18 protein-coding genes are annotated in these 20,038 nt (G+C 65.4%); 11 read left to right on the forward strand and 7 right to left on the reverse strand.

What is annotated here, in order from left to right:
• Window positions 1-43 precede the first annotated feature (43 nt).
• Window positions 44-1,063: a dihydrodipicolinate synthase family protein gene (locus tag AB0J47_RS28755; RefSeq protein ID WP_364352707.1), complete on the forward strand. Its 1,020-nt coding sequence runs from the start codon at window positions 44-46 to the stop codon at window positions 1,061-1,063.
• Window positions 1,064-1,333: 270 nt separating this feature from the next.
• Here the strand turns inward: AB0J47_RS28755 and AB0J47_RS28760 are convergent, their stop codons facing one another.
• Both AB0J47_RS28760 and AB0J47_RS28765 read right to left on the reverse strand, forming a co-directional pair.
• Window positions 1,334-2,644, reverse strand: a complete 1,311-nt coding sequence (locus AB0J47_RS28760) for an MFS transporter (RefSeq protein ID WP_364352710.1) — start codon at window positions 2,642-2,644, stop codon at window positions 1,334-1,336.
• 166 nt (window positions 2,645-2,810) lie between these two features.
• Complete coding sequence (locus AB0J47_RS28765; protein WP_364352713.1) at window positions 2,811-5,732, reverse strand: AMP-binding protein; 2,922 nt, start codon at window positions 5,730-5,732, stop codon at window positions 2,811-2,813.
• 124 nt (window positions 5,733-5,856) lie between these two features.
• On the opposite strand from AB0J47_RS28765, the gene AB0J47_RS28770 reads away from it, so the two are divergent.
• The 6 genes from AB0J47_RS28770 to AB0J47_RS28795 all read left to right on the forward strand — a co-directional run bounded on the left by AB0J47_RS28770 (window position 5,857) and on the right by AB0J47_RS28795 (window position 11,515).
• A complete protein-coding gene (locus AB0J47_RS28770; protein WP_364352716.1) occupies window positions 5,857-6,519 on the forward strand; it encodes a GntR family transcriptional regulator in 663 nt (220 codons plus the stop codon).
• A gap of 632 nt (window positions 6,520-7,151) precedes the next feature.
• Window positions 7,152-8,714, forward strand: coding sequence for a serine hydrolase domain-containing protein (locus AB0J47_RS28775; protein WP_364352719.1), 1,563 nt, complete (start codon window positions 7,152-7,154; stop codon window positions 8,712-8,714).
• A 129-nt stretch (window positions 8,715-8,843) separates the two neighbouring features.
• Window positions 8,844-9,638, forward strand: a complete 795-nt coding sequence (locus tag AB0J47_RS28780) for a CPBP family intramembrane glutamic endopeptidase (protein ID WP_364352722.1) — start codon at window positions 8,844-8,846, stop codon at window positions 9,636-9,638.
• Between the two features lie 37 nt (window positions 9,639-9,675).
• The gene (locus AB0J47_RS28785) at window positions 9,676-10,461 is read left to right on the forward strand and encodes a MerR family transcriptional regulator (RefSeq protein ID WP_364352725.1); all 786 of its coding nucleotides are present in this window, start codon (window positions 9,676-9,678) and stop codon (window positions 10,459-10,461) included.
• Window positions 10,462-10,533: 72 nt separating this feature from the next.
• Entirely contained in the window at window positions 10,534-11,103 is a 570-nt protein-coding gene (locus AB0J47_RS28790) for a hypothetical protein (RefSeq protein ID WP_364352728.1), read from the forward strand.
• A complete protein-coding gene (locus AB0J47_RS28795; RefSeq protein ID WP_364352731.1) occupies window positions 11,066-11,515 on the forward strand; it encodes a tyrosine-type recombinase/integrase in 450 nt (149 codons plus the stop codon). Before AB0J47_RS28790 ends, AB0J47_RS28795 begins: the two co-directional genes overlap by 38 nt.
• A 319-nt stretch (window positions 11,516-11,834) precedes the next feature.
• Here AB0J47_RS28795 and AB0J47_RS28800 read toward each other — a convergent pair whose 3' ends face one another.
• Entirely contained in the window at window positions 11,835-12,254 is a 420-nt protein-coding gene (locus AB0J47_RS28800) for an ester cyclase (RefSeq protein WP_364352734.1), read from the reverse strand.
• A 115-nt stretch (window positions 12,255-12,369) separates the two neighbouring features.
• Here AB0J47_RS28800 and AB0J47_RS28805 point away from each other — a divergent pair, with 115 nt between their 5' ends.
• Window positions 12,370-12,903: a PadR family transcriptional regulator gene (locus tag AB0J47_RS28805; protein ID WP_364352737.1), complete on the forward strand. Its 534-nt coding sequence runs from the start codon at window positions 12,370-12,372 to the stop codon at window positions 12,901-12,903.
• Window positions 12,878-13,951, forward strand: a complete 1,074-nt coding sequence (locus AB0J47_RS28810; protein ID WP_364352740.1) for an NADPH:quinone reductase — start codon at window positions 12,878-12,880, stop codon at window positions 13,949-13,951. Before AB0J47_RS28805 ends, AB0J47_RS28810 begins: the two co-directional genes overlap by 26 nt.
• 380 nt (window positions 13,952-14,331) lie before the next feature.
• On the opposite strand, the gene AB0J47_RS28815 is transcribed toward AB0J47_RS28810, so the two are convergent.
• Window positions 14,332-14,808: a nitroreductase family deazaflavin-dependent oxidoreductase gene (locus tag AB0J47_RS28815; RefSeq protein WP_364352743.1), complete on the reverse strand. Its 477-nt coding sequence runs from the start codon at window positions 14,806-14,808 to the stop codon at window positions 14,332-14,334.
• Window positions 14,809-15,169: 361 nt separating this feature from the next.
• Between AB0J47_RS28815 and AB0J47_RS28820 the strand changes: the two genes are divergently transcribed.
• Together AB0J47_RS28820 and AB0J47_RS28825 are read left to right on the forward strand one after the other, a co-directional pair.
• On the forward strand, window positions 15,170-15,652 hold the full coding sequence (locus tag AB0J47_RS28820) for a TrkA C-terminal domain-containing protein (protein WP_364352746.1): 483 nt from the start codon (window positions 15,170-15,172) through the stop codon (window positions 15,650-15,652).
• A 4-nt stretch (window positions 15,653-15,656) separates the two neighbouring features.
• Window positions 15,657-16,838: a cation:proton antiporter gene (locus AB0J47_RS28825; protein ID WP_364352749.1), complete on the forward strand. Its 1,182-nt coding sequence runs from the start codon at window positions 15,657-15,659 to the stop codon at window positions 16,836-16,838.
• 157 nt (window positions 16,839-16,995) lie between these two features.
• On the opposite strand, the gene AB0J47_RS28830 is transcribed toward AB0J47_RS28825, so the two are convergent.
• From AB0J47_RS28830 to AB0J47_RS28840, 3 genes are all read right to left on the reverse strand, one after another.
• Window positions 16,996-17,586 (reverse strand): CBS domain-containing protein, encoded by a 591-nt coding sequence (locus tag AB0J47_RS28830; protein WP_364352752.1) that lies wholly within the window; start codon window positions 17,584-17,586, stop codon window positions 16,996-16,998.
• 25 nt (window positions 17,587-17,611) lie between these two features.
• Complete coding sequence (locus tag AB0J47_RS28835) at window positions 17,612-18,130, reverse strand: GreA/GreB family elongation factor (protein WP_364352755.1); 519 nt, start codon at window positions 18,128-18,130, stop codon at window positions 17,612-17,614.
• A 355-nt stretch (window positions 18,131-18,485) separates the two neighbouring features.
• Entirely contained in the window at window positions 18,486-20,009 is a 1,524-nt protein-coding gene (locus AB0J47_RS28840; protein WP_364352758.1) for a helix-turn-helix domain-containing protein, read from the reverse strand.
• Between the last annotated feature and the right edge of the window lie 29 nt (window positions 20,010-20,038).

The following is a 20,038-nucleotide window of genomic DNA, read 5'->3' on the forward strand; positions in this document are numbered from 1 at the left end:
AGAAGTCGCCCCCATCTATCGAAACAGCGGCAAGGAGGCCCACATGGCCGAGTACAACCTTTCTGAAGTCCGGGACTGGGCTCGGGAAAAGCTTGTCGGTGCGATCAACTGCACCATTCCGTCGTTCACCAACGACCTACGCGACATCAACGAGAAGGGCATCCGCCACGACATCCGGCTGGCGAAGGAGCACGGCTTCATCGGCAGCCTGGGGATTTCCGAAGTCAGCATCACGCTGCCGGAATACGTGAATTTCCTGCGGATCGCCAAGGATGAGGGCAGTAATGACTTCTACATCGTCCACCACGCGAGCTGGAACGACCTCGAGCAGAACATCGAGGCGGTGAAGCGAGCGGAGGAAGTCGGCGCCGACCTGGTGCTGCTGTCGTACCCACCGAACTTCTATCCCGAGTCCGAGCAGGAGATCTTCGACTACACCAAGGCGGTGGCCGATGCGACGAATCTCGCCATCATTCTGTTCCCGATGGTGTCCTGGGGCTTCAGCAGCCGGATCCACCCATCCGATATCCCCACCCGGCTCATCCGCCGCATGATCGACGAGATTCCCAATGTCGCGGTGATCAAAGCCGAGGGCGGATTCCCGAGCATCCAGAGCGTCATCGAATGCACGCGGCTGTTCGGCAAGGAAGTCGTTATCTCGAACCCGATCGAGGGTGAGCTCATCCCACTCTCGCAGGTCATGCCCATTCAGCTGTCGGCCACCAGCGATCACGAGTTCTTCGGCCCGATGATTCCCCGGGTCATGCAGTTGCTGCGGGACGGCAAGTACGACGAGGCCACCGAGATCTATTGGCAGCTGCACCCGGCCCGCAAAGTCAAGGCCGGCCTGTTCGGCGCAGTGCACGGCGGCTCCGTGCTGAACCGCCAGGCGTGGAAATTCCAGGGGTGGCTCCAGGGCTACAACGGCGGGCCGCTGCGCATGCCCACCATGCGCATCCATGACAACCAGATGGCCGCGCTGCGCAAGGGCCTGATCGATTCCGGCCTGGAGCCGAGCATGGACCCGTTCCGGGACTTCTTCATCGGCCGCAACCCCGCGTAGAAAACGTCCACTGATCAGTGGCGTCGGCCGACCGGAGGGTGGCATTTCCGGTCGGCCGCGCCCTTCAGGCACTAACGGACGAGACGACTCCGAACCGATCAACGGCATGCCGTCTACGTAGTTGCGGATCGCGCAGGACGGCCAGGATGACATGTTCCTCGCGGACCCTGGAGTGTCCGCTGGTACAGGCGAGATCGGTGGCACACGACAGGATGTGGTCGAGCCGCAGGGTTCGGGTCGGTTTCGGCGCTGCCATGGTGGTGCCCCATCTCAGTCGGGCAGTGTTACGCCGCGGGTTTCGGGCGCGGCGCGGACCAGGCCGATGCCCAGCACGAATACCAGCGCGGTTGCGCTCAAAGGGATGGTGAGAGATCCGGTTTCGTGGATGCCATAGCCGATGAGGAACGTGCCGGCGGCGGCGAACCAGCGAGAGAACGTAGTGGTGAAGGCGAATGCGGTGGCGCGCATCCGAGTGGGGTATTGCTCGGGCAGCCAGATGGTGAAGACCGCGAAGTTCGCTCCGCCCAGGCCGAGGATCGGCAGGAACACGAAGATCAGTGGGATCGAGTGGAGCGGGTACGCGACGGCATACGCACCGACAGCGCCGATGATCATCAGAACGTACAGCCCGGCCAGGGTGGCCCGGCGGCCGTACCGATTGGCGATGCCGGGGACGAGGAAGCAGCCGAGAATAGTGAACGCGGCAACAGTCATGGAGGACACGCCGGCAAGGCGGACGGTCGCCTCTTTGGTCCATCCGGCGTGCTGGGCGAGCTCGGTTACGGCGGTGGGTACGTAGGTGGATCCGGCCCACAGGCCGATGACACAGACCACCAGCAGAGACAGGTTGCCGAGGGTGCGTGCCCGATACGGGGGAGTGAGGACCTCGATGACCGGCTGCCAGAACGATCGGCGGGTGTTCTCGGTCGATTCCTGTTGCCAGCGTTCAGGTTCCGGGGTCGTTTTGCGGATAAGGAATACCGCCAGCGCAGGCAGTCCGCCGATGAGGAACATGCCGCGCCAGCCGAGCTCCGGCCCGGCCAGCAGGTACAGCGTCGATACCGCGAGCACGCCGACATAGGCGGCCGAATGCATGGCGCCGCCGAAGCGGGCACGCACGCGTTCGGGGAGCACCTCGGCCAGCAGAGTTCCGGCCATGGCCCATTCGCCGCCGACGCCGATGGCGGCCAGGAAGCGGAAGGCGTTCCATTCCCAGATGTTGGTGGCGAGGCCTGCCAGTGCGGTGAATACGCCGTATATCAGGATGGACAGTGTCATCGCGGGTTTGCGGCCGAAGCGGTCGGCGATCGGGCCCCAGATTGCCGAGCAACCCCAGCCGAGGAGGAACAGGGCGGCGCTGATCTGGCCGTACCAGCCGATGTTGGCGGCGGTGGGCTCGATGCCGGCGCGTGGCAGCAGGGCGGTCATGGTTGGGGCGAGGACGAGTCCGAAGACAGTCCAGTTGAATCCGTCCATGGCCCAGCCGCCGAAAGAGCCCCAGAAGGCGCGACGCTGGGTGGAGGTGAGCCGGACGGGGTCGTCGGCGGTGGTGGTCTGTATGGGATCGTCGTTGATCTGCACTGTATTCTCGATTCGCAGGTGGAACTGGAGATAGCCCTGGGGCGCAGGGACATTCGGTAAGCTGCCGGGTCAGCTCGCGGTGTCGATCCGGACCAGAAACTGGCGCATTGTCTTCTCCTGACCGAGAGGAGAGAGGAGTCGGGCGGCCAGTCCGACTGCCCTCGAATCACGTACCCACGCCGGCGAGCAGGTCGGCGTAGCGCTTCCGCAGTTCGGCTTTCTGCACCTTCCCCATGACATTGCGGGGCAGCGACTCTACGACGCGGACCGCACGGGGCTGCTTGAATCGGGCGAGGTCGCCGGCGATGAATTCCAGCAACTCCCCGGCCTGGGGCGCCCGGCCCGGAGCTGGGACGACGACGGCGACCACGGTCTCCCCGAAGTCCGGGTGGGGGACTCCGATCACGGCGGATTCCAGCACGTCGGGGTGGGTGTCGAGCAGCTCCTCGATCTCCTTGGGGTATACGTTGTAGCCCCCGGAGATGACGAGGTCCTTGTCGCGGCCGACGATGCACAAATAGCCGTCCTCGTCGATACGGCCCAGATCGCCGGTGATGAAGAAACCGTCCGCACGAACCTCGGCTGCGGTCTTCTCGGGCATCTGCCAATAACCGGCGAAGACATTGGGGCCGCGGACCTCCACGACGCCGACCTCGCCGTCCGGCAGTGCCTGACCGCTCTCGCGGTCTACTACTCGAATCTCGGTGCCGGGGAACGGTTTTCCGACGGTGCCGGGTTTGCGCGGCCCGCCTTCGTAGGGGTTGGTGGTGTTCATGCCGGTCTCCGTCATGCCATAACGCTCCAGGATGGCGTGGCCGGTACGGGTTTCGAAGGCCTCGTGGTCGCTCGCGAGCAGCGGGGCGGAGCCGGAGACGAACAGCCGCATCGAGGCGCAGGTCTGCGGGGTGAGCCGGTCGTCTTTCAGCAGGCGGGTGTAGAAGGTGGGCACACCCATGAGCACAGTGGCCCGGGGCAGCAGATCGATGATCGCCTCGGAGTCGAACTTGGGTAGGTAGTACATGCTGGCACCCGCCGCCAGAGTCATGTTCGCCGCGACGAACAGCCCATGGACGTGGAAGATCGGCAGGGCATGGATCAGCCGGTCCTCGGCGGTGTACTGCCAGGTCTCCAGTAGCGCACGGCAATTGGAGGCGAGGTTGCCGTGGGTGAGCACCGCACCCTTGGAACGACCTGTAGTGCCGGAGGTATAGAGGATGGCCGCCGGGTCTTCGGCTGTGGCGTCGTAGACCTCTTCGTAGCGGTCGTCGCCCTCGAGGAGGGTGCCGTCGCCGGAGACGCCGAGGGTCTCGACAATGAGCCCTTCTCCGTCGCGGTGGGCGTGGTCGGTTCGGCGATCCGGGGAGCAGACGAGCACGCGCGGCTGTGCATCGCCGAGGAAATAATCCATCTCCGCCCCGGTGTAGGCGGTGTTCAGTGGCAGGAAGACGGCTCCGATCCGCAGGGTGGCGAGGTACAGCGCGATGGCCTCCGGAGATTTGTCCACCTGCATTGCGACCCGGTCGCCGGGGGTGACGCCGTCGGCGACGAGTCGGGCGGCAATCCGTCGCGCAGTCTCCGCGGTCTCGCGGTAGGTGATGCACCGGTTGTCGGGCAGTTCGAACAGTGTCTTGTCCGGCCGCCGCCGCGCCTGCTCGGCGAAGGATCGGTAGATGGTCGGGAAGGGCGACATCGGGGATGTTCCTCTCTCGTCGTCTGTGGTGATGGCGGTATCTCGAAGCTGGGATGCTGCCGGAGAATCGGTGAACATGTCCCGCAGTGGCCCGTCGAGTGCCACGATGCGGCGGCGAACGAAGTCCTCGTGCTGGCGCTCCAGCTTCGCCGGTTCATAGCGGTAGTTGATCATCGCGCCGTAGGACTGCCGCCAGGCCTCCGGTGAGGTGTTTGCCGGCCAGTTCAGCCGCCAGGCCGTGGCGCCGTTGCCCAAGTGGAATCGCGCCACCGGGTCGAGAGGTCGTCCGTCGTTATCCCGCTCGCCGGCGATGTAGTGGGCCAGCGCGTGGCAGAGCCGGGAATGGATCTGCTCGATGTCCGCCGCCCCCAGATCCGTCGGCGCCGCCATGTCCGCCAACTCCCGGACGATCAGCCGCAGATTCTTATCCTGTTCGGCCTGCCTGTCGAGCCAGCGCCGGAATCCGGGGATGGGGGAGAGCGTGACGAATTGCGTCAGATGTGGCAATTGCTCCCCGATCTGCTCGATGACCTGCTTGATGAGGAAACTGCCGAAAGACACTCCAGCCAATCCGTCCAGGGCATTGTTGATCGAGTACAGCGCCGCCGTATCCGCTGCCGAGGGGTTCAGCTCCGGGCCGGGCTCCAGCAATGGGGTGATCGTGTCCGGTATGCCGCGCACCAGGGCGACCTCGACGAATATCAGTGGCACGTCTGCGGTCGCTGGATGGAAGAAGGCGTAGACGCGGCGATCCTGGGGCTCGAGACGGCGGCGGAGTTCGGCCGCGCTCGCCATCGGGTGGACCTTCTCGTAGTGCAGGAGATGCTGGTGCAGCTCCTGCGGTGAATCCCAGGTGAGTTGCTCCATACGGAGGAAGCCGCGATTGAACCAGGAGGTGAGCAGATGGTGGAAGTCGTGGTCGAGGGGCCGCAACTCCGGGTGACGGCGCAACAGCCGTCGCAGGTCCGCGCGCATCTCGACCAGGGCCAGGGTGGCGTCGGGGGCGTGGTTCATCCGGCGGAGCAATTGCTGGCGGGCCGGTTCGACTACGTCGAAGAGCCGGACCAGCTCCTCCTCGCTCCGGGATCCGGCGTTGCGTGCGTCATCCCACCGCCGGAAGGCGGCCCGGACCTGATCGCCGTCGACGTCGTAGGTCGTGGTGATGTGGGTGAAGAAGCCGAGTTTGTCGCTATCGCCCAGCTCGGCGTAGGCGGCGAGGGCCCGAGTCGCGACCGCGCGCATCGAGGCCTCGCCCATATCGCTCATCAGCACCTCGCAGGCGGCGAGCAGCTGGTCCAGCGGGGATACCAGCGAATGTCTGTCCGCCGGATCGCTGTCGTGCTGTCGCCCGAGAGCTCGGAACAGGTCGGTCAGCAGCCAGCCATCTTGTTGCCCCATCGCGATTTCCTTCCCACGGCCTCGGTATGCATTAGAGGCCGTGATGTATACAACAGAGACGATAGGGTATAAATGTGAGGCGCGCCACCCCTGGCGGTCGAGTAATCTGCTCTCGGAGGTGTACATGGCTCGAGTCCCGGAATCCCAGCGGGTACGCGACGCGCTCGAGGACGCCGTCGTCCACGGCCGTTACCGACCCGGCGAACGCCTGGATGCCCTACAGCTCGAGCAGCAGTTCGGATGCTCGCGCACGCCGATCCGAGAAGCCCTGCTGGCCCTGGAGCGCTCCGGACTGGTGCAGATCCGCCCCAAACAGGGCACCTACGTCACCGAGCTCAGCATCTCCGAGCTGGCCGAACGCTTCGAGGTCATGGCCGAACTCGAAGGGATGGCGGCACGGCTCTGCGCACGCCGCATCGAACGGGCGGAGCTGGATGAACTCGAACGCGCGCTGAAGGAGTGCGAAAACCACGCGACGACCGGCGATGCCGACGGCTACTACTACGCCAACGCCCGGTTCCACGGCGTCGTCTACGACTCCTGCGGCAACGAGTATCTGCGGCAGCAGGCCCTTACTCTCAAACGAGCCCTACAGCCGTACCGGCGGCTACAGCTGCGAGTACCGGACCGCATGCGCAGATCCTTGGCCGAACACCGTGAGATCGCCGACGCCATCGCTTCCGGAGACTCCGAAGCCGCGGAGAACGCCGCCCGTGAACACGTGCTCGTGCAGGTCAAGGAGTTCAGCCAACTGGTGCGGACTTGGCGGCAGCTGACCGGGCGCTGACCGAGGCCGAATCAAGAAGCGCTTCAACAAGATTCGACTCGAAGGCGGGTTGGCTTCGGTCACTGTCGTGGCAGCTAGCGGTCCCAGTAGTAATCGTGCGGAAAACAACGACAATGGCTTGACCAGCGGCGATGGGGTGCCGGTAAGAACGTGTCACCTGGTACGTGGCGCGGTGGGCGGGTGGTGCCGGAGAAGCCTTTTGTCGATGAAGACCCGTTCGCGAGGTACTCCGAGCACGAGTAGTTGCTCGGTCTGGATCTCGACGTCCTGTTCGTCGGTTGAACAGCGGCAGTACCCCACACGAAATGGCTCACCCATGCGCGCCAGGGTTCCGGATACCGGGGGTTGACCGGGACGATTCACGGAACACCTCTCCGGAACACCCGTGACCTGGGTTCCGAGCCGTGCGACGGGGTGTACCGGTGGCGGATCGCCTTACGGAACACCATCGGCCCGTGTGAGATGCGACTGCCGCCCGACAGAACGGCGTCCTGCTTCCGAAGCTGTCCCAAACCCCAAAGGGTGTAGCTATGAGCTAGATCACGATTGCAGTTGACCTTAGGTCAGGGTGGAAGCTCGTCGCAGCGGCACGACGCCGACCGGGACATAACAGATTCGATGGAGCAACCACCATGTCGATCACCCTTTCCGACCAGGACAAGAGCACTCTGCGGACTGCCGCGTACGGCGCCGTCTCGCTGATCGCCGCCGCCGGTGCCGCCAGCAAGCCCCACAAGATCGCCACAGAAGGCTCCCTCGCCCTGTATACCGCGACCGGCCCGGTCGGGCACGTACTCGCCGCAAAATCAAAGGACATCGACGTGACGGGCAAGTCGGTGGCCGAACTCGCCGACCAGGTGCTGCCGGCCCTGACCGAATCCATGAACCTGCTCGAGCAGCAGGATCCGGCCGAGGCCGACAACTTCCGCACCACCGTCCTCGTCGCCATCGAAGCAGCCCAGACCCACCAGAGCCAGCCCAGCCCCACGACAGCCGAGATGGCCCGCAAGATCACGGCCGCCCTCGACGCCACTGGGGTAACCACCGCGGACAGCGGGGCCGCCGTGCCGAATACCGCTGTCGGACAGGATCGCCCGGCGCTGCAAAAGGCGATCGAGGAGATCGTCGAATCCGGTTTCCTCGGGGTGTCGCTGCGCGTGCACGATGAGCGGGGCGAGTGGGTCGGCAGCGCCGGGGTGGCCGAGCTGGGCGGGACCGCGAAGCCGCCGATCGACGGGCACGTCCGGATCGCCAGCAATACCAAGACCTTCACCGCGACCCTGGTGCTGCGGCTGGTGGCCGAGGGCAAGATCGAGCTGGACACCCCGGCGGCGGACTACCTGCCCGAGTTCGGGCTGGACGAGCAGATCACGGTGCGAATGCTGTTGCAGCACACCAGTGGAGTGTTCAACTTCACCGGCGAAATGTACGAGGACGGGACGATCGTGCTGGGGATCCCCGCGCCGGGTACCCCCTTGGGTAAAGAGTGGGTGGACAACCGATTCCACACCTACCGCCCGCAGGAGCTGGTGGAGCTGGCGTTGTCCAAGCCCGCGCGGTTCGAGCCGGGGACGGGCTGGAGCTATTCCAACACCAACTACGTGCTGGCCCGGCTGCTGATCGAGAAGGTCACTGGCCGATCGTTCGCCGAGGAGATGCAGCGGCTGATCCTGGGGCCGCTCGGGCTGTCGGGCACCGTGGTGCCGGACGCTTCCCCGGAGATTCCCGAGCCGCACCCCCACGCCTACTACCGGTACGAGGAGGACGGCGAGGAGAAGACCGTCGACGTTACCCGCCACAACCCCTCCTGGAACCCCTGCGGCGGTGACATGATCTCGACCACCCGGGATCTGCACACATTCATCTCCGCGCTGCTCAGTGGCAAGCTCCTACCGGCCGAGCTGCTAGCCGAGATGTGCACGCCGCATCCGACGGGCATCCCGACCATGGACTACGGCCTGGGAGTGTTCGTGCGAGACCTGGCCCCGGACGGCGGCATCGTCATCACCCACAACGGCGGCCATGCGGGCTACGCGACGCTGATGTACAGCACGCCCGACGGCAGCAAGACCATGACCGCCGCGCTGACCTGCGTTGACGACTCCGCAATGTCTGTGGCGGTGCTGTTTCAGAACGCACAGCACAGGCTCCTCGCCGAGGTGTTCGGCGGCGGACAGGCCGATCTGGCTCAGTAGCACGCGAACCGGGGCACGCCGAACTCAATCGGCGTGCCCCCGTTCACATGTCTTGTTCCACCTGCCCGGCTGGGCGGGCAGTTTCCGACTTCACGTACCCATTCACAAACTGCTCGAGGAATTCTTGCCATGCGCGCCTTCGAAGACACCCGACCGAACGGAATAGTCAAGCGACTGCTGGGCGACCGACACCCCCTGCCGATGTCCATCGTGTTGCATCTTGTCCCGGGCGCCCTGATCGTTGCCGCCTACCTGCTCATCGGCGAGCCATTCGTCACCGTCATCGGTTATCCGGCCTTCGCGGGCTGGGCGGTCGCCCTGTGCCTGGTTCTGATACCGCTCCAGGTGGGGCTGCTGTGGCTGGGCCACACGCACAACGGCCACTTCTCGATGCACGGCGTGCTGCACTACACCGACAAGCCGGTCCCGCGCGGGAAGCTTGTGGCGATGGTCATCCCGCTCATCTTGTGGATGATGGCGCTCGGGTTCGCGCTGGCACCGTTGAACAACTTCGTCTTCGAATTCCTCTCATGGCTCCCGTACGCGGACACCGGCGGCAGCGGCAACAACACCTACCTCGACCTCGACGGATACTCGCACTCGACGCTGCTCACCACAATGGTGATCTGCCTGCCGCTGACCGGAATCTCCCTCCCGCTCATCGAGGAGCTGTACTTCCGCGGTTTCCTGCTCCCCCGCATCGCCCATCTGGGCAGCTGGGCGCCGGTCCTCAGCACGGTCTTGTTCGCGCTGTACCACTTCTGGTCGCCGTGGGTGTTCGTGTCGCGGGTGATCTTCACGTTCCCGGGATACTGGCTCGCCTGGCGGCACAAGGACATCCGGCTGTCGATTGGGATGCACGTCGGCGTGACCTCCATAGTGGCGACGCTCGGCACCATCGCGGTTGCGCTGAACCTCATCTAGTGGCGCAGGGGTTGCGAGCACAAGGAAGGCTGAGCAGATGAGGAACGGAGTCACGATCGGGCAGGCGGCGGCCTTCGTCGGTGTCACGGTGAAGACGGTGCGGCACTACCACAAGCTCGGCCTGGTTGCGGAGCCCGAACGCGACAGCTCCGGTTTCCGGCGGTACGGATCGGCCGAGTTGTCGCGGCTGGTGCAGGTCCGGACGCTGGCCGCCGCCGGGGTGCCGCTGGCCGAGATCGGGCCCCTGCTCGCCGCCGACGCCGTGTCGTTCGCGACCGCGCTCGCCGACGTCGAGCGTCAGCTCACTGAACGGATCGAGGAGATGATCGCGCGGCGTGACACCCTGCACCGGCTCACCGACGGGGACCGGGCGCTGCTGGGCGACCGCGCCGTGGCGCTGCTGAAACGGATGGCCGGCCTCGGCCTCCCCGCGGACGAGATCGCGACCGCCCGGGAGGGCTGGGTGCTGGCCAAGGCCCTGGTCCCGGAAGGCTTCGACGACTACCTCACCCATCTCGAGCACGCCCTTGAGGATCCCCGCTACGTCGCCTTGATCAAGCGCGCCGCCCAGGCCGCGGCCTGGGAACCGGACGACCCTCGCATCGCCGAGCTCGCCACTGCGATGGCCGACCACTACCTCGCCAACCCCGCTCACCTGAAAATCGTCACCGCCCTGCAAGCCCGCACCGAGGCCGCGACCCGGTACACGCTGATCGCCCGCCACGGCGAAGAGCAGACGTCGGCCACGACACGGGCGGCCGCGCTGTTCGAGACCAAGCTCCGCGCTGCCGGTATCCGCATCCCCAGATCGGACTCCCACTGAGCGCACCGTGCGCGGTCCTCCAGCTCAGCCTGCCCACAGACATCGCGCGGCTGCACGGGCGTCACGCGGGTAGTGCACCGGGGTGCCATCCGTTCGCAGATAGCCGACGAATGGCTCGGTGACCTGCGGGCGCTGCGGAATCTGAAGCGGTCGACACTGCGGAACTACCAGAACTCGATCAGCCTGTTCTGCGCCTACCTGATCGATCCCGCCTATCAATGGGCTGGCGAGTGCGAGCAGCGCTTCGGCACACATCCGATTCAGGTTGTCCACGAATGGAATACCGCCGTGCACGTCCAGGAGGCCGAGGCCGATGCCGGGAAGCGAGCGTTCACCCGAGACGAGTTGCAGGCGTTCTTCGACCATGCCGACGCCCAGATCGACGAGGTCCGCGGCCGCGGCCGCAAGGGCTGGCTTCCGGCGTTCCGGGACGCGGTGCTGTTCAAGACCGCCTACGCATTCGGGTTGCGCCGCAACGAAACTCGCATGCTCGACGCGGTCGACTTTCGGGCGCAACCCCGAGGGCGCGGAGTTCGGCGACTACGGCGTCGTCTATGTCCGCCACGGCAAGGCCAAGAAGGGCTCCCCGCCGAAACGACGCAGCGTGTTGACGGTCTGGCCCTGGTCGGCCGAGATCCTTGAGCAGTGGAAGGAGGAGGTCTGGCCACTGCTGACCACTGCAGCCCAGGGCGCATGCTGGCCATCCGAACGCAGCGCCCGGATCGGGTTCACTCGGATGAACACCCGCTTAGCCGCCTATCGTGACGCGGTCGGGCTGGACCCGGCGCTCGATTTCCACTCGCTGCGTCGCTCCTATGTCACCCATCTGATCGAGGACAACTGGGACCCGCGGTTCGTCCAGGAACAGGTCGGCCACGAGCACGCGTCCACGACTTCGCTCTACACGGTCTCCGCCCTGCGGCAGCTCGTCCTGCAAGTACCCGCACCTGTCATCGCCGACGCCCTCGGCATCCACTACACGACCGCCCACCGCCACCGAGACCACGTCGGCGGCACCTGGAACCGCTACGCACCAGGCGACCACATTCGCTGATCGTTACCGACCCAATGGCTGTGCTGGTGAGATCGGACGTCGATCATCGGCCAACTGTGACGTCGCGCAGCACAGTCGGGATCCGTTGGTATCGACTAAAATTGACGTCGCCAGTTGGCATGTCCTGATCGTTCGGCGCGGCTGTCGAACGCACTCTTCTGCCGATGATCGTGCCCTCTCCGGGCGGTGTCGCTGCATCGATTTTTGATGGCACGTGCATATCAAATACGTGATGCGTTCGTACGCAGGGGTTGAGGATCTGTCGCAGGTGAAGCGGTACCGCCTGACACCGAGTAAGCCCTCCGCGCTTGAAGCTTCCTCACGGCGCTGGTACGGCGCCGATCTGTTGCATGACCCCGAGCAGATCGGGCAGGCCCCGCTCTTTGACGATCCGGCCGTTGGCGAGGTAGTAGAAGTTCATGGCCTGGACCGCGATCTTGTTGCCCGTGGCAGGGACCCCTAAGAACTCGCCTTCATGGGTTCCGCGCATGGTGAACCGCGCGGCCACTGTGCTTCCCTCGGTGACGCTCTCGTCCAGCGTCCACCGCACATCAGGAAACGCGCCGCGCATCATCGCGATGATCTCCAGATAGCCCGCAGGGCCGCGCAGGGGTTCGGCGTGACTGGGTGCATGAAACACCGCGTCGGGAGCGATGACCTCCCGGGCAAGATCCTCATCGGCTGTGTTGATGAACTCGACGAAGCGATGCATCACTGATTCAACAGATTTCGACGACATTTAGCACTTCTCTCTCCCCGCCTGCGATGTGGTGTTCGAAACGAACCCGGCAGGACCATCGCCACGATAACATCGATTCGATGTACACATCGAATCGATGTGCGACACTGGAGGAGTGTTGGAACTCTCCCTCCTCGGATTCCTGGCCGCCGGCCCCCTTCTGGGACACGAGCTGCGCCGTCGCATTACGCAGCTCACCGGATACAGTCGGCCGGTCAGCGACGGCACCCTCTACCCGGCGGTCAACCGCCTGGTCAAGGCGGGACTGATCGAGCGGCGACCCGCGCCGGAAGCAGGGGCCGGCCGGTATGTGCTGAATCTGACCGACGCGGGCCACGAGGACATGCTTCGGCGCCTGCGCGAGCCGGCCGCGCATGAGCTCACCGACTTCTCCCGCTGGTTCACGATCCTGGCGTTCCTGTCCCTGTTGCCCGATGTCGCCGACCAGCACGCGGTACTCCGACGTCGGCTGGCCTTCTTGGAGGAATCGGCGAGCTTCTTCTACGACGGTGACAGGCCGCTGCGCGCCGAGGATGTCAGTGACCCCTACCGGCGCGGCATGCTGCTCACCGCCCGCGCCACCAGCCAAGCTGAACGCATCTGGATCCGCGAGGTCCTCGGCGATGGCAATCCCCAGCCAGACCCTTAGGGCCAACCCACACGATCTCCTCGCCGCTGAGCGGATCGGCGAGCTGCAGACAACGAAAGGCACCACCATGCTTGCTTCCTGGTACGACGAACAGGGCCCCGCCGCTGAGGTACTGCAGGTCGGTGAGGTGCCCGACCCCGCTCCCGGCCCCGGGGAGGTCCGCGTCCGCGTCGCCGTCTCAGGTGTCAACCCCGGCGACACCAAGAAGCGCGCTGGCTGGACAGGGTCAGGTATGCCCTACCCGCGGGTGATCCCGCACAGTGACGCCGCCGGCGTTGTCGACGCGGTCGGCGCCGGCGTCGAGGCGCGCCGTACCGGGCAGCGTGTGTGGATCTACGGCGCCCAGTCCTACCGGCCCTTCGGTACCGCCGCCCAGTACGCCGTCGTACCCGCGGACCTGGCTGTCCTGCTGCCCGACCATGTCTGCGACGATCTGGGCGCAAGCCTGGGCATCCCCGGCATCACCGCGCACCGCACCGTGTTCGCAGACGGCCCGGTCGACGGGAAGGTCGTTCTGGTCAACGGTGTCCTCGGCGGGGTCGGGTCACTGGCCGCTCAACTCGCCGCCTGGGGCGGGGCCACCGTCATCGGCACCGTCCGCCGCGCCACCGAATTGGACCGGGTCGATCCGTCGGTCGTCCCCCACGCCGTCGCCCTCGACGCTGACGATCCCGCCACCGGGATCCGCGCCCACGCCCCCGGGGGAGTGGACCGGATCATCGAGGTGTCCCTGTCTGACAACGCCGACCTGGACAACGCCGTCGCTGCGAACGGTGCAACCATCGCCGCGTACGCAACTCGCGCCGACCGCACTGAAATCCCCTTCTGGACCTTGCTGTTCAACAACGTCACCCTGCGCCTGATGGGCAGCGACGACTTCCCCACCGCCGCCAAGCGACTGGCCGCCCGCGACCTGACCTCTGCGGCCGCCGTCGGCGCTCTCACCGTCGATGTCGGCGACCGCTACCCGCTCACCGACATCGCCAAAGCCCACGACCGCGTAGATGCTGGCAGCCGCGGCCGCGTCCTCCTCACGATCCCACGCTGACAGGGGAGCACCCCGAACGGCGAAATTCCGGAGGAATGCACCGACACCAGTCTCTAACTAGCCGCATAGTGCGCGGTTCGAAACGGCCACCGACGACTGTCAAGTCCGATCGTGACGTTGCCCGCCGACACCGCCGTCGAGATTCTCCGATGAACGACCGTCACGGTTCACCGATGTAGCCAGACCCAACGAGTCCGAATTCCGCCTATTTGAATACCGGGCCCTGCCAGTCCGGAACCCCGAGTACCTGGACTACGCGTTGGGCTTTGCGGCGCAGCCGTCGGAGTCGTTGCGCTCCGCAGCGTGGTGTCTTGCCGGCCGGGGTGGTGAGCTGCCCAGGGAACCGTGATCGCCAACGCGGTTGATCATCCGCCTCGTGATCAGGACGCGGCGGTCAATACATTCAGCCGAACCATCGGCAGCGTGGCGACCGGCCTGCCGGTTGCATGTTCGATGGTCTCGCGCAGCTTGTCCCAAGCGCCGGGATGGTGGTCGACGTAACGCTCGAGCGCGGTCGCTGACTCGTCGTCGGTCATCGGAGTCGCGATCGCGGCGATGTTGCGCCGCAGGCCGGTGGAGAGCCGGACTTGTGGATGAGCCTGAATATTGCGGTACCACTGGGCTTTCGTGCCGAACCCGGAGACGATGACGAACTCGTCCGGCGCGGGCCGGTCGACGACCTCGAGTACGACGAATCGGCGTTCGCCGGATGTGCGCCCGATGTGTTGCAGCATGAGCATCCGTGTGCCGAACAGGAACCCGAGCCCGGCTCGGTAGAGCCAGATGGGTGCGCGCGCCAGCCATCGGGTCTGCAGGGCGCGGGCGCCCACCTTTGCGACGAGGTTTGGTGAGGTCATTTCCGTTCCTCCCGTAGGTTGCAGCAGCCAGGCGCACCAGGCTCGTTCCCGTACCACGCGGGCGACGTCGATCCGTTCGACGAGCCGGCGGCGGGTCATTGGTGCTCGAACACGATGGATCGCCGCCCAGTGCGGCGCCCATGCCGATCAAGCCGTAAGCGCGGCATTGCCCCGAGTATCACCCCGCCTTGTGGAAGCCCTGAACGCATTCACCGCGAACGACAGGGTTCGGCGGGAACTTCCGCGACTCATAGCTGAAAGGCGATAGACCGAACTGACAAACCCGTCGTCCATTCGGCCCCCACACAGGACCGGACAAACCGGACAAACTTCTGTCCTAGTGGAAGCTAGGGTGGTTCGGGTGAACGTTGAGGTGACTCCCTTGCCGGGTATCGGTATACGCAAAGATTTTCCGCTCAGAGGGGGGCGCCGCCGGATAGGAATCATCGACCACAAAGACGGCTCGATCGATCTGATCGTGAGCAAGGCCGACAACTCCGAAGCAACCGAACAGATTCCGCTTGCCGCCGAGGAAGCCGCGGCACTGGCGAACCTCCTGGGGGCCCCGCAGTTGGTGGCGCAGTTGCGGGAGGAGCATCGGGAATTCGATGGAGTGACTACCCGGCAGTTGCCGGTCCGCAAAGGTTCCCCCTACGACGGGCGTCGCCTCGGTGATACCGAGATGCGGACGCGCACAAAGGCATCCATCGTGGCGGTGATGCGGGCTGGGAACCCGTTACCTTCGCCCGGCCCCGATTTCGTTTTCACTGCGGCGGACCTGCTGGTTATTGTCGGTACCGCGGAGGGGCTAGACGCCGCCGCCAGAATTCTGACCGACGGCTGATCCGATGGTGGCACACGAAACCGCGCTCGCGTTGATTCAGCTGGGCGCGGTAATTTTCGGTTTGGGTCTGCTGGGCCGCGTCGCCGCACGGATCGGTTTGTCACCGATTCCCCTGTATCTGGTCGGGGGGCTGGTGTTCGGCTCCGGTGGGCTGGTCGAGCTGCGGCAAATCGATGAGTTCATCCACCTGGGTAGCGAGATCGGCGTAGTACTGCTGTTGCTGCTACTCGGCCTCGAATACAGTGCCGCCGAACTGGTCACCGGCATGCGAAGATCCTGGGCCGCCGGTGTTCTCGACATCGTGCTCAACGCCACCCCTGGTGTGATGGTCGCCCTGATGCTCGGATGGGGTATCACCGGCGCGATCGCCATGGCCGGTGTCACCTACATCTCCTCCTCCGGCATCGTCGCGAAAGTTCTCAACGATCTCGGTCGCCTCGGTAACCGGGAAACCCCGACGATCCTGTCGATCCTGGTGTTCGAAGACTTGGTGATGGCCGGATATCTGCCAGTGCTGACCGCGGTCCTGGCCGGACTCGGATTCCTCGCCGGACTCGAGACCCTGGGTATCGCACTGGCAGCGGTCATGATCGTACTCATCGTCGCATTGCGGTACGGCAGATACGTGTCGATGCTGGTCGACAGTGAGGACCGCGAGATCTTCCTGCTGCAACTCCTCGGCTCCGCGCTACTGGTGGCCGGTGTCGCCTCCGCGGTGCAGGTGTCCGCGGCGGTGGGTGCGTTCTTGCTCGGAATCGCGATCTCGGGCTCGACCGCCCACAACGCCACCAAACTCCTCGAACCACTGCGGGACCTATTCGCGGCGTTGTTCTTCGTGCTCTTCGGGTTGAGTACCGATCCTGCCAGTATCCCTCCGGTGCTGGGCTGGGCGTGTGTGCTGGCGGTGGCGACGGTGGCGACGAAGATCGCGACCGGATGGTGGGCGGCCAAGCAGGCCGGGGTAGCCAGGTACGGGCGGGCACGCGCGGGAACCGCGCTGGTCGCCCACGGTGAGTTCTCGATCGTGATCGCCGGTCTCGCTGTCACCGCCGGCGCGCTACCAGCCGAGTTCGCAGCGATGGCGACCACGTATGTGTTGTTGATGGCGGTGCTCGGTCCGATCGCAGCGCGAGTGGTGGAGCCGATCATGGTGTGGGCCGACCGGCGAAAGGTGCCGACAACCTGATCCTGTGCGGGCTGGTGTGGTGGTCAGGGTTCGATGAGCCCGGCGCGGATGGCGTAGTGCCACAATCTGTCCACGTTCGGTGCAGCAGTCCTGAATCCATCAATGTGGCGTCACGTCGTTTGCGTCAAGGTTGGATTCGGACTGTTGCGGTTGCGGGTTAGTGCACGGCTGCGGCGGCCGCGGCAACCGGTTTGGTCGCGATGGTCGCGGTGCGGATGCCGGGCACCGTGCGGGTGAGGGCGACGGTGATTCGCCGTTCGGATTCGTCGGCGAACCGGCCGGAGATGGTGGCGTCGCCTTCATCGACGGTGACGTGCCAGCGCCGTGCGCCGGTGTATTGATCGAGGAGGTTTTGTGCACCGGCGGCGAGTGCGTCATCGGGGGTGAGCATGATTCGCAACGCGTCGCCACGGCTGAACATGCCGATCACGCGGCCCTCGGCATCAACGACTGGCACACTGCGCAGTCCGTGCGTTACCAGCCTGCCCATGACCTCGGCCAGTGCCGCGTTATCGGGGACCGAGATCGCTGGTGTGGTCATCACCGCACTGACCGGGTCGTTGAGTTCGCCGGCCCGCAAGAGGTCACCGCTGGTGACTACCCCGATGAGGCGATCGTCCTGGTCGAGAACGGGCAACGCAGCGTAGCCCAGTTCGGCGAGCATCAGCGCCGCCTCGCGTGCCGTGTTGTTGTGCCGCACCGCGATGATCGGTCGTTGCATGACCTCGCATACCCGCATGTTCTTCATTCCGTTCAACTCCGTTCAGGGCTAGCTACCGGTTGGGCACGACAGGGCAGATCCTTCGCTGGACTGTTCTCGTGTTTTCCGGGGCTGGGTTCGTCAGTCCGTAGGGGACCGCGTGTAGCAGCGTCACCGCGATGGTCGCGCCGCTGGGTGTGTCGTAGATACGGCGTTCGCCCGGTCGCGCTCCGGCGATGGCACTGCCCAGTGGCGATTGCGTGGAGTAGACCTCCATTTCGTTGTCTTCGGCTTCGCGTACTGCGAGCAGGAACGTCTCGACCTGTTTGGTGTCGTCGTAGCGGACGGTCAAGACCATGCCGGGCTCGGCGATACCGTCGTCGGGCGGGTTGCGACCGATGAGGGCGTTGCTGAGCAGATGGTGGATCCGGCCGATGCGTGCCTGGCGCGCGGACTGTAGAGCCTGGTTGCGTGCGTAATCGTCACTGTCCCCATCGGGCTCGATGTCGCGTCGGGCGAGCAGTTCCTGCAATTCGGTCTGAAGCCGATTACGGGCTCGAGATGTCATCCAGACAGCTGCGGTGCTGGTCACGTGTTTGTGTCCTTCCTTATAAGACGGGTTGGAGTTTGTCGTCAGGGGCGGGCCAAGGCGGCGGTGCCGCCCCTGACAACGCGCAGGCCCTGATGTCGGGCCGGGTCTGAGTCCCGGGATCCACGGCTCTCGCGGTGCTCGTGCCGAATCGATTCGCGCGGCGTGTCCGGTCCGTAGCTGCGTCTTCGGCGACTGGCTGGCTTATGGTCGGTTATCGGGCCGATCGATGCTCACCATGTCGCTCCTGCTACCTGCGGCGTTCCTGTCAACTCCATGATGGCGTGGTTGTCGAGGCGATCAGTTGCGCTGATCCGACAATCGCGGGGTCGAGATTTGTGGCGATGGCACAGCACGGTCAGTCGTTGTCGGTGACGGCGAGTTCGATCATCATGGCGAGTCGTTTGCGGGGGTCGTCCAAGCCGAGGTTGGTCACCTCTGCCATCTTGCGCAGACGGTTACGGACAGTGTTCTCGTGCACGCCGAGCTGCGCGCCCGCCTGGGCGGGGTCGCCTTGGGCATGCAACCAGGCGCGCAGCGTTGCCACGTACTCGGTGGAGTTTGCGCGGTCGTGGCGGCGCAACTGCGACACCGGCCCCCGTGCGGGGATACGTTCAGAAAGCCCCGCGGCGCGCAACCGTTGCAGCAGGATCTCGTCCCACGACTCGTCATAGGCGGGGGGCACCGCATCCGCTGAGCGGGCCTCGTGCAGCGCCAGACATTCGTCGGCCTCTCGGCGTGCCAACGCCAATTCCGTGGCCCGGGCGACACCACTGATGCCGGCCAGAACCGTTATCTGCGCAGGCAGCGCCGCCTGTAGCTCGCTTATCCAGCGTCGTGCGGTCGCCGCCTGATCGGCGGGCAGCACGGTGTAGATGGTGTCACCGACCAAGGCGCTGCGGCTCGAACGGGACCAGCCGAATCCGGTTGTCGCTCGCTCGAAAACCTGGAGCAGCGCGGCGTGCTGCTCGTCGGCGATTCGTGCGCGCAGCGCGATCGCCCGTAAAGTCTCCGGCGCCAACCCCAGCCTGCTGGCCACCGTCGCCGCGTCCGCGGCGCCCTCCAGCAAACTGATCACCAGTTCGGATTCCACCTGACGTTCCAGGTCCGCGCTGGCCCGCGACCGCAACAGATGCAGGGCCACCGTGTGCGCGCCGTCGGCCAAGGCGATCCGTCGAGCCCCGTGCAACGGTGCCGGGCACGACACCCATACCGAGCCCAGCAATTGCCGGCCCACGCGCACGGCCACGACCATCCGCCCCGTCACACTATGTTCTTCCTGCGCGGGAACGAACAACGGTTCCTCCGAGGCCGCCAAATGTGCGAAGACACCACGCGCGTCGAACAAGTCCCGCAACCACTGCGGCATTTCCCGGCTCAGGATCGTCTCGACCCGTGCGGGGTCGAGGTGCTGCTGCGGCCTCGAATACGCCAGCACCCGAGACCGGCGGTCCTCGATCGTCACCGCACCCCCGACCGCGTCGGCCAGACTGTCGGCCAAGGCGAACAAATCGGTCGGGCCGCGACCGGCCTCGGTCTCGCGGCCTTCCAGCACCATTCCATAGACCACCGCAGCCACCTCGCTCCAGGTCACCGCAGGATCGACCACCATCACCGCCACCCCCTCGATCTCCGGCTCGTCCGCGGTCTGCTCACCCCCACGGACGAGCGCGACAACAGCCCGCGCCGACACCGCCCAGTCCACCACCTCCGACACTGAGCGTGCCCCGATCCCCAGCAGCACATCACCCACTTCCGTGGGGTCCTGATCGGCCCCGTGGATCACCACACTCCGCAATTGGGTGGACCGTGGAACCGAACACAACCGCAAACGGATCCCATAGCCACCCAGTACGTTCGCCAACCGGTCCAACGTCACCATGAGCCGCTCCTGTGTCGAACCAGAGGTGC

The sequence above is a fragment of the Nocardia sp. NPDC049737 genome (assembly GCF_040674755.1).
GTDB lineage: Bacteria > Actinomycetota > Actinomycetes > Mycobacteriales > Mycobacteriaceae > Nocardia.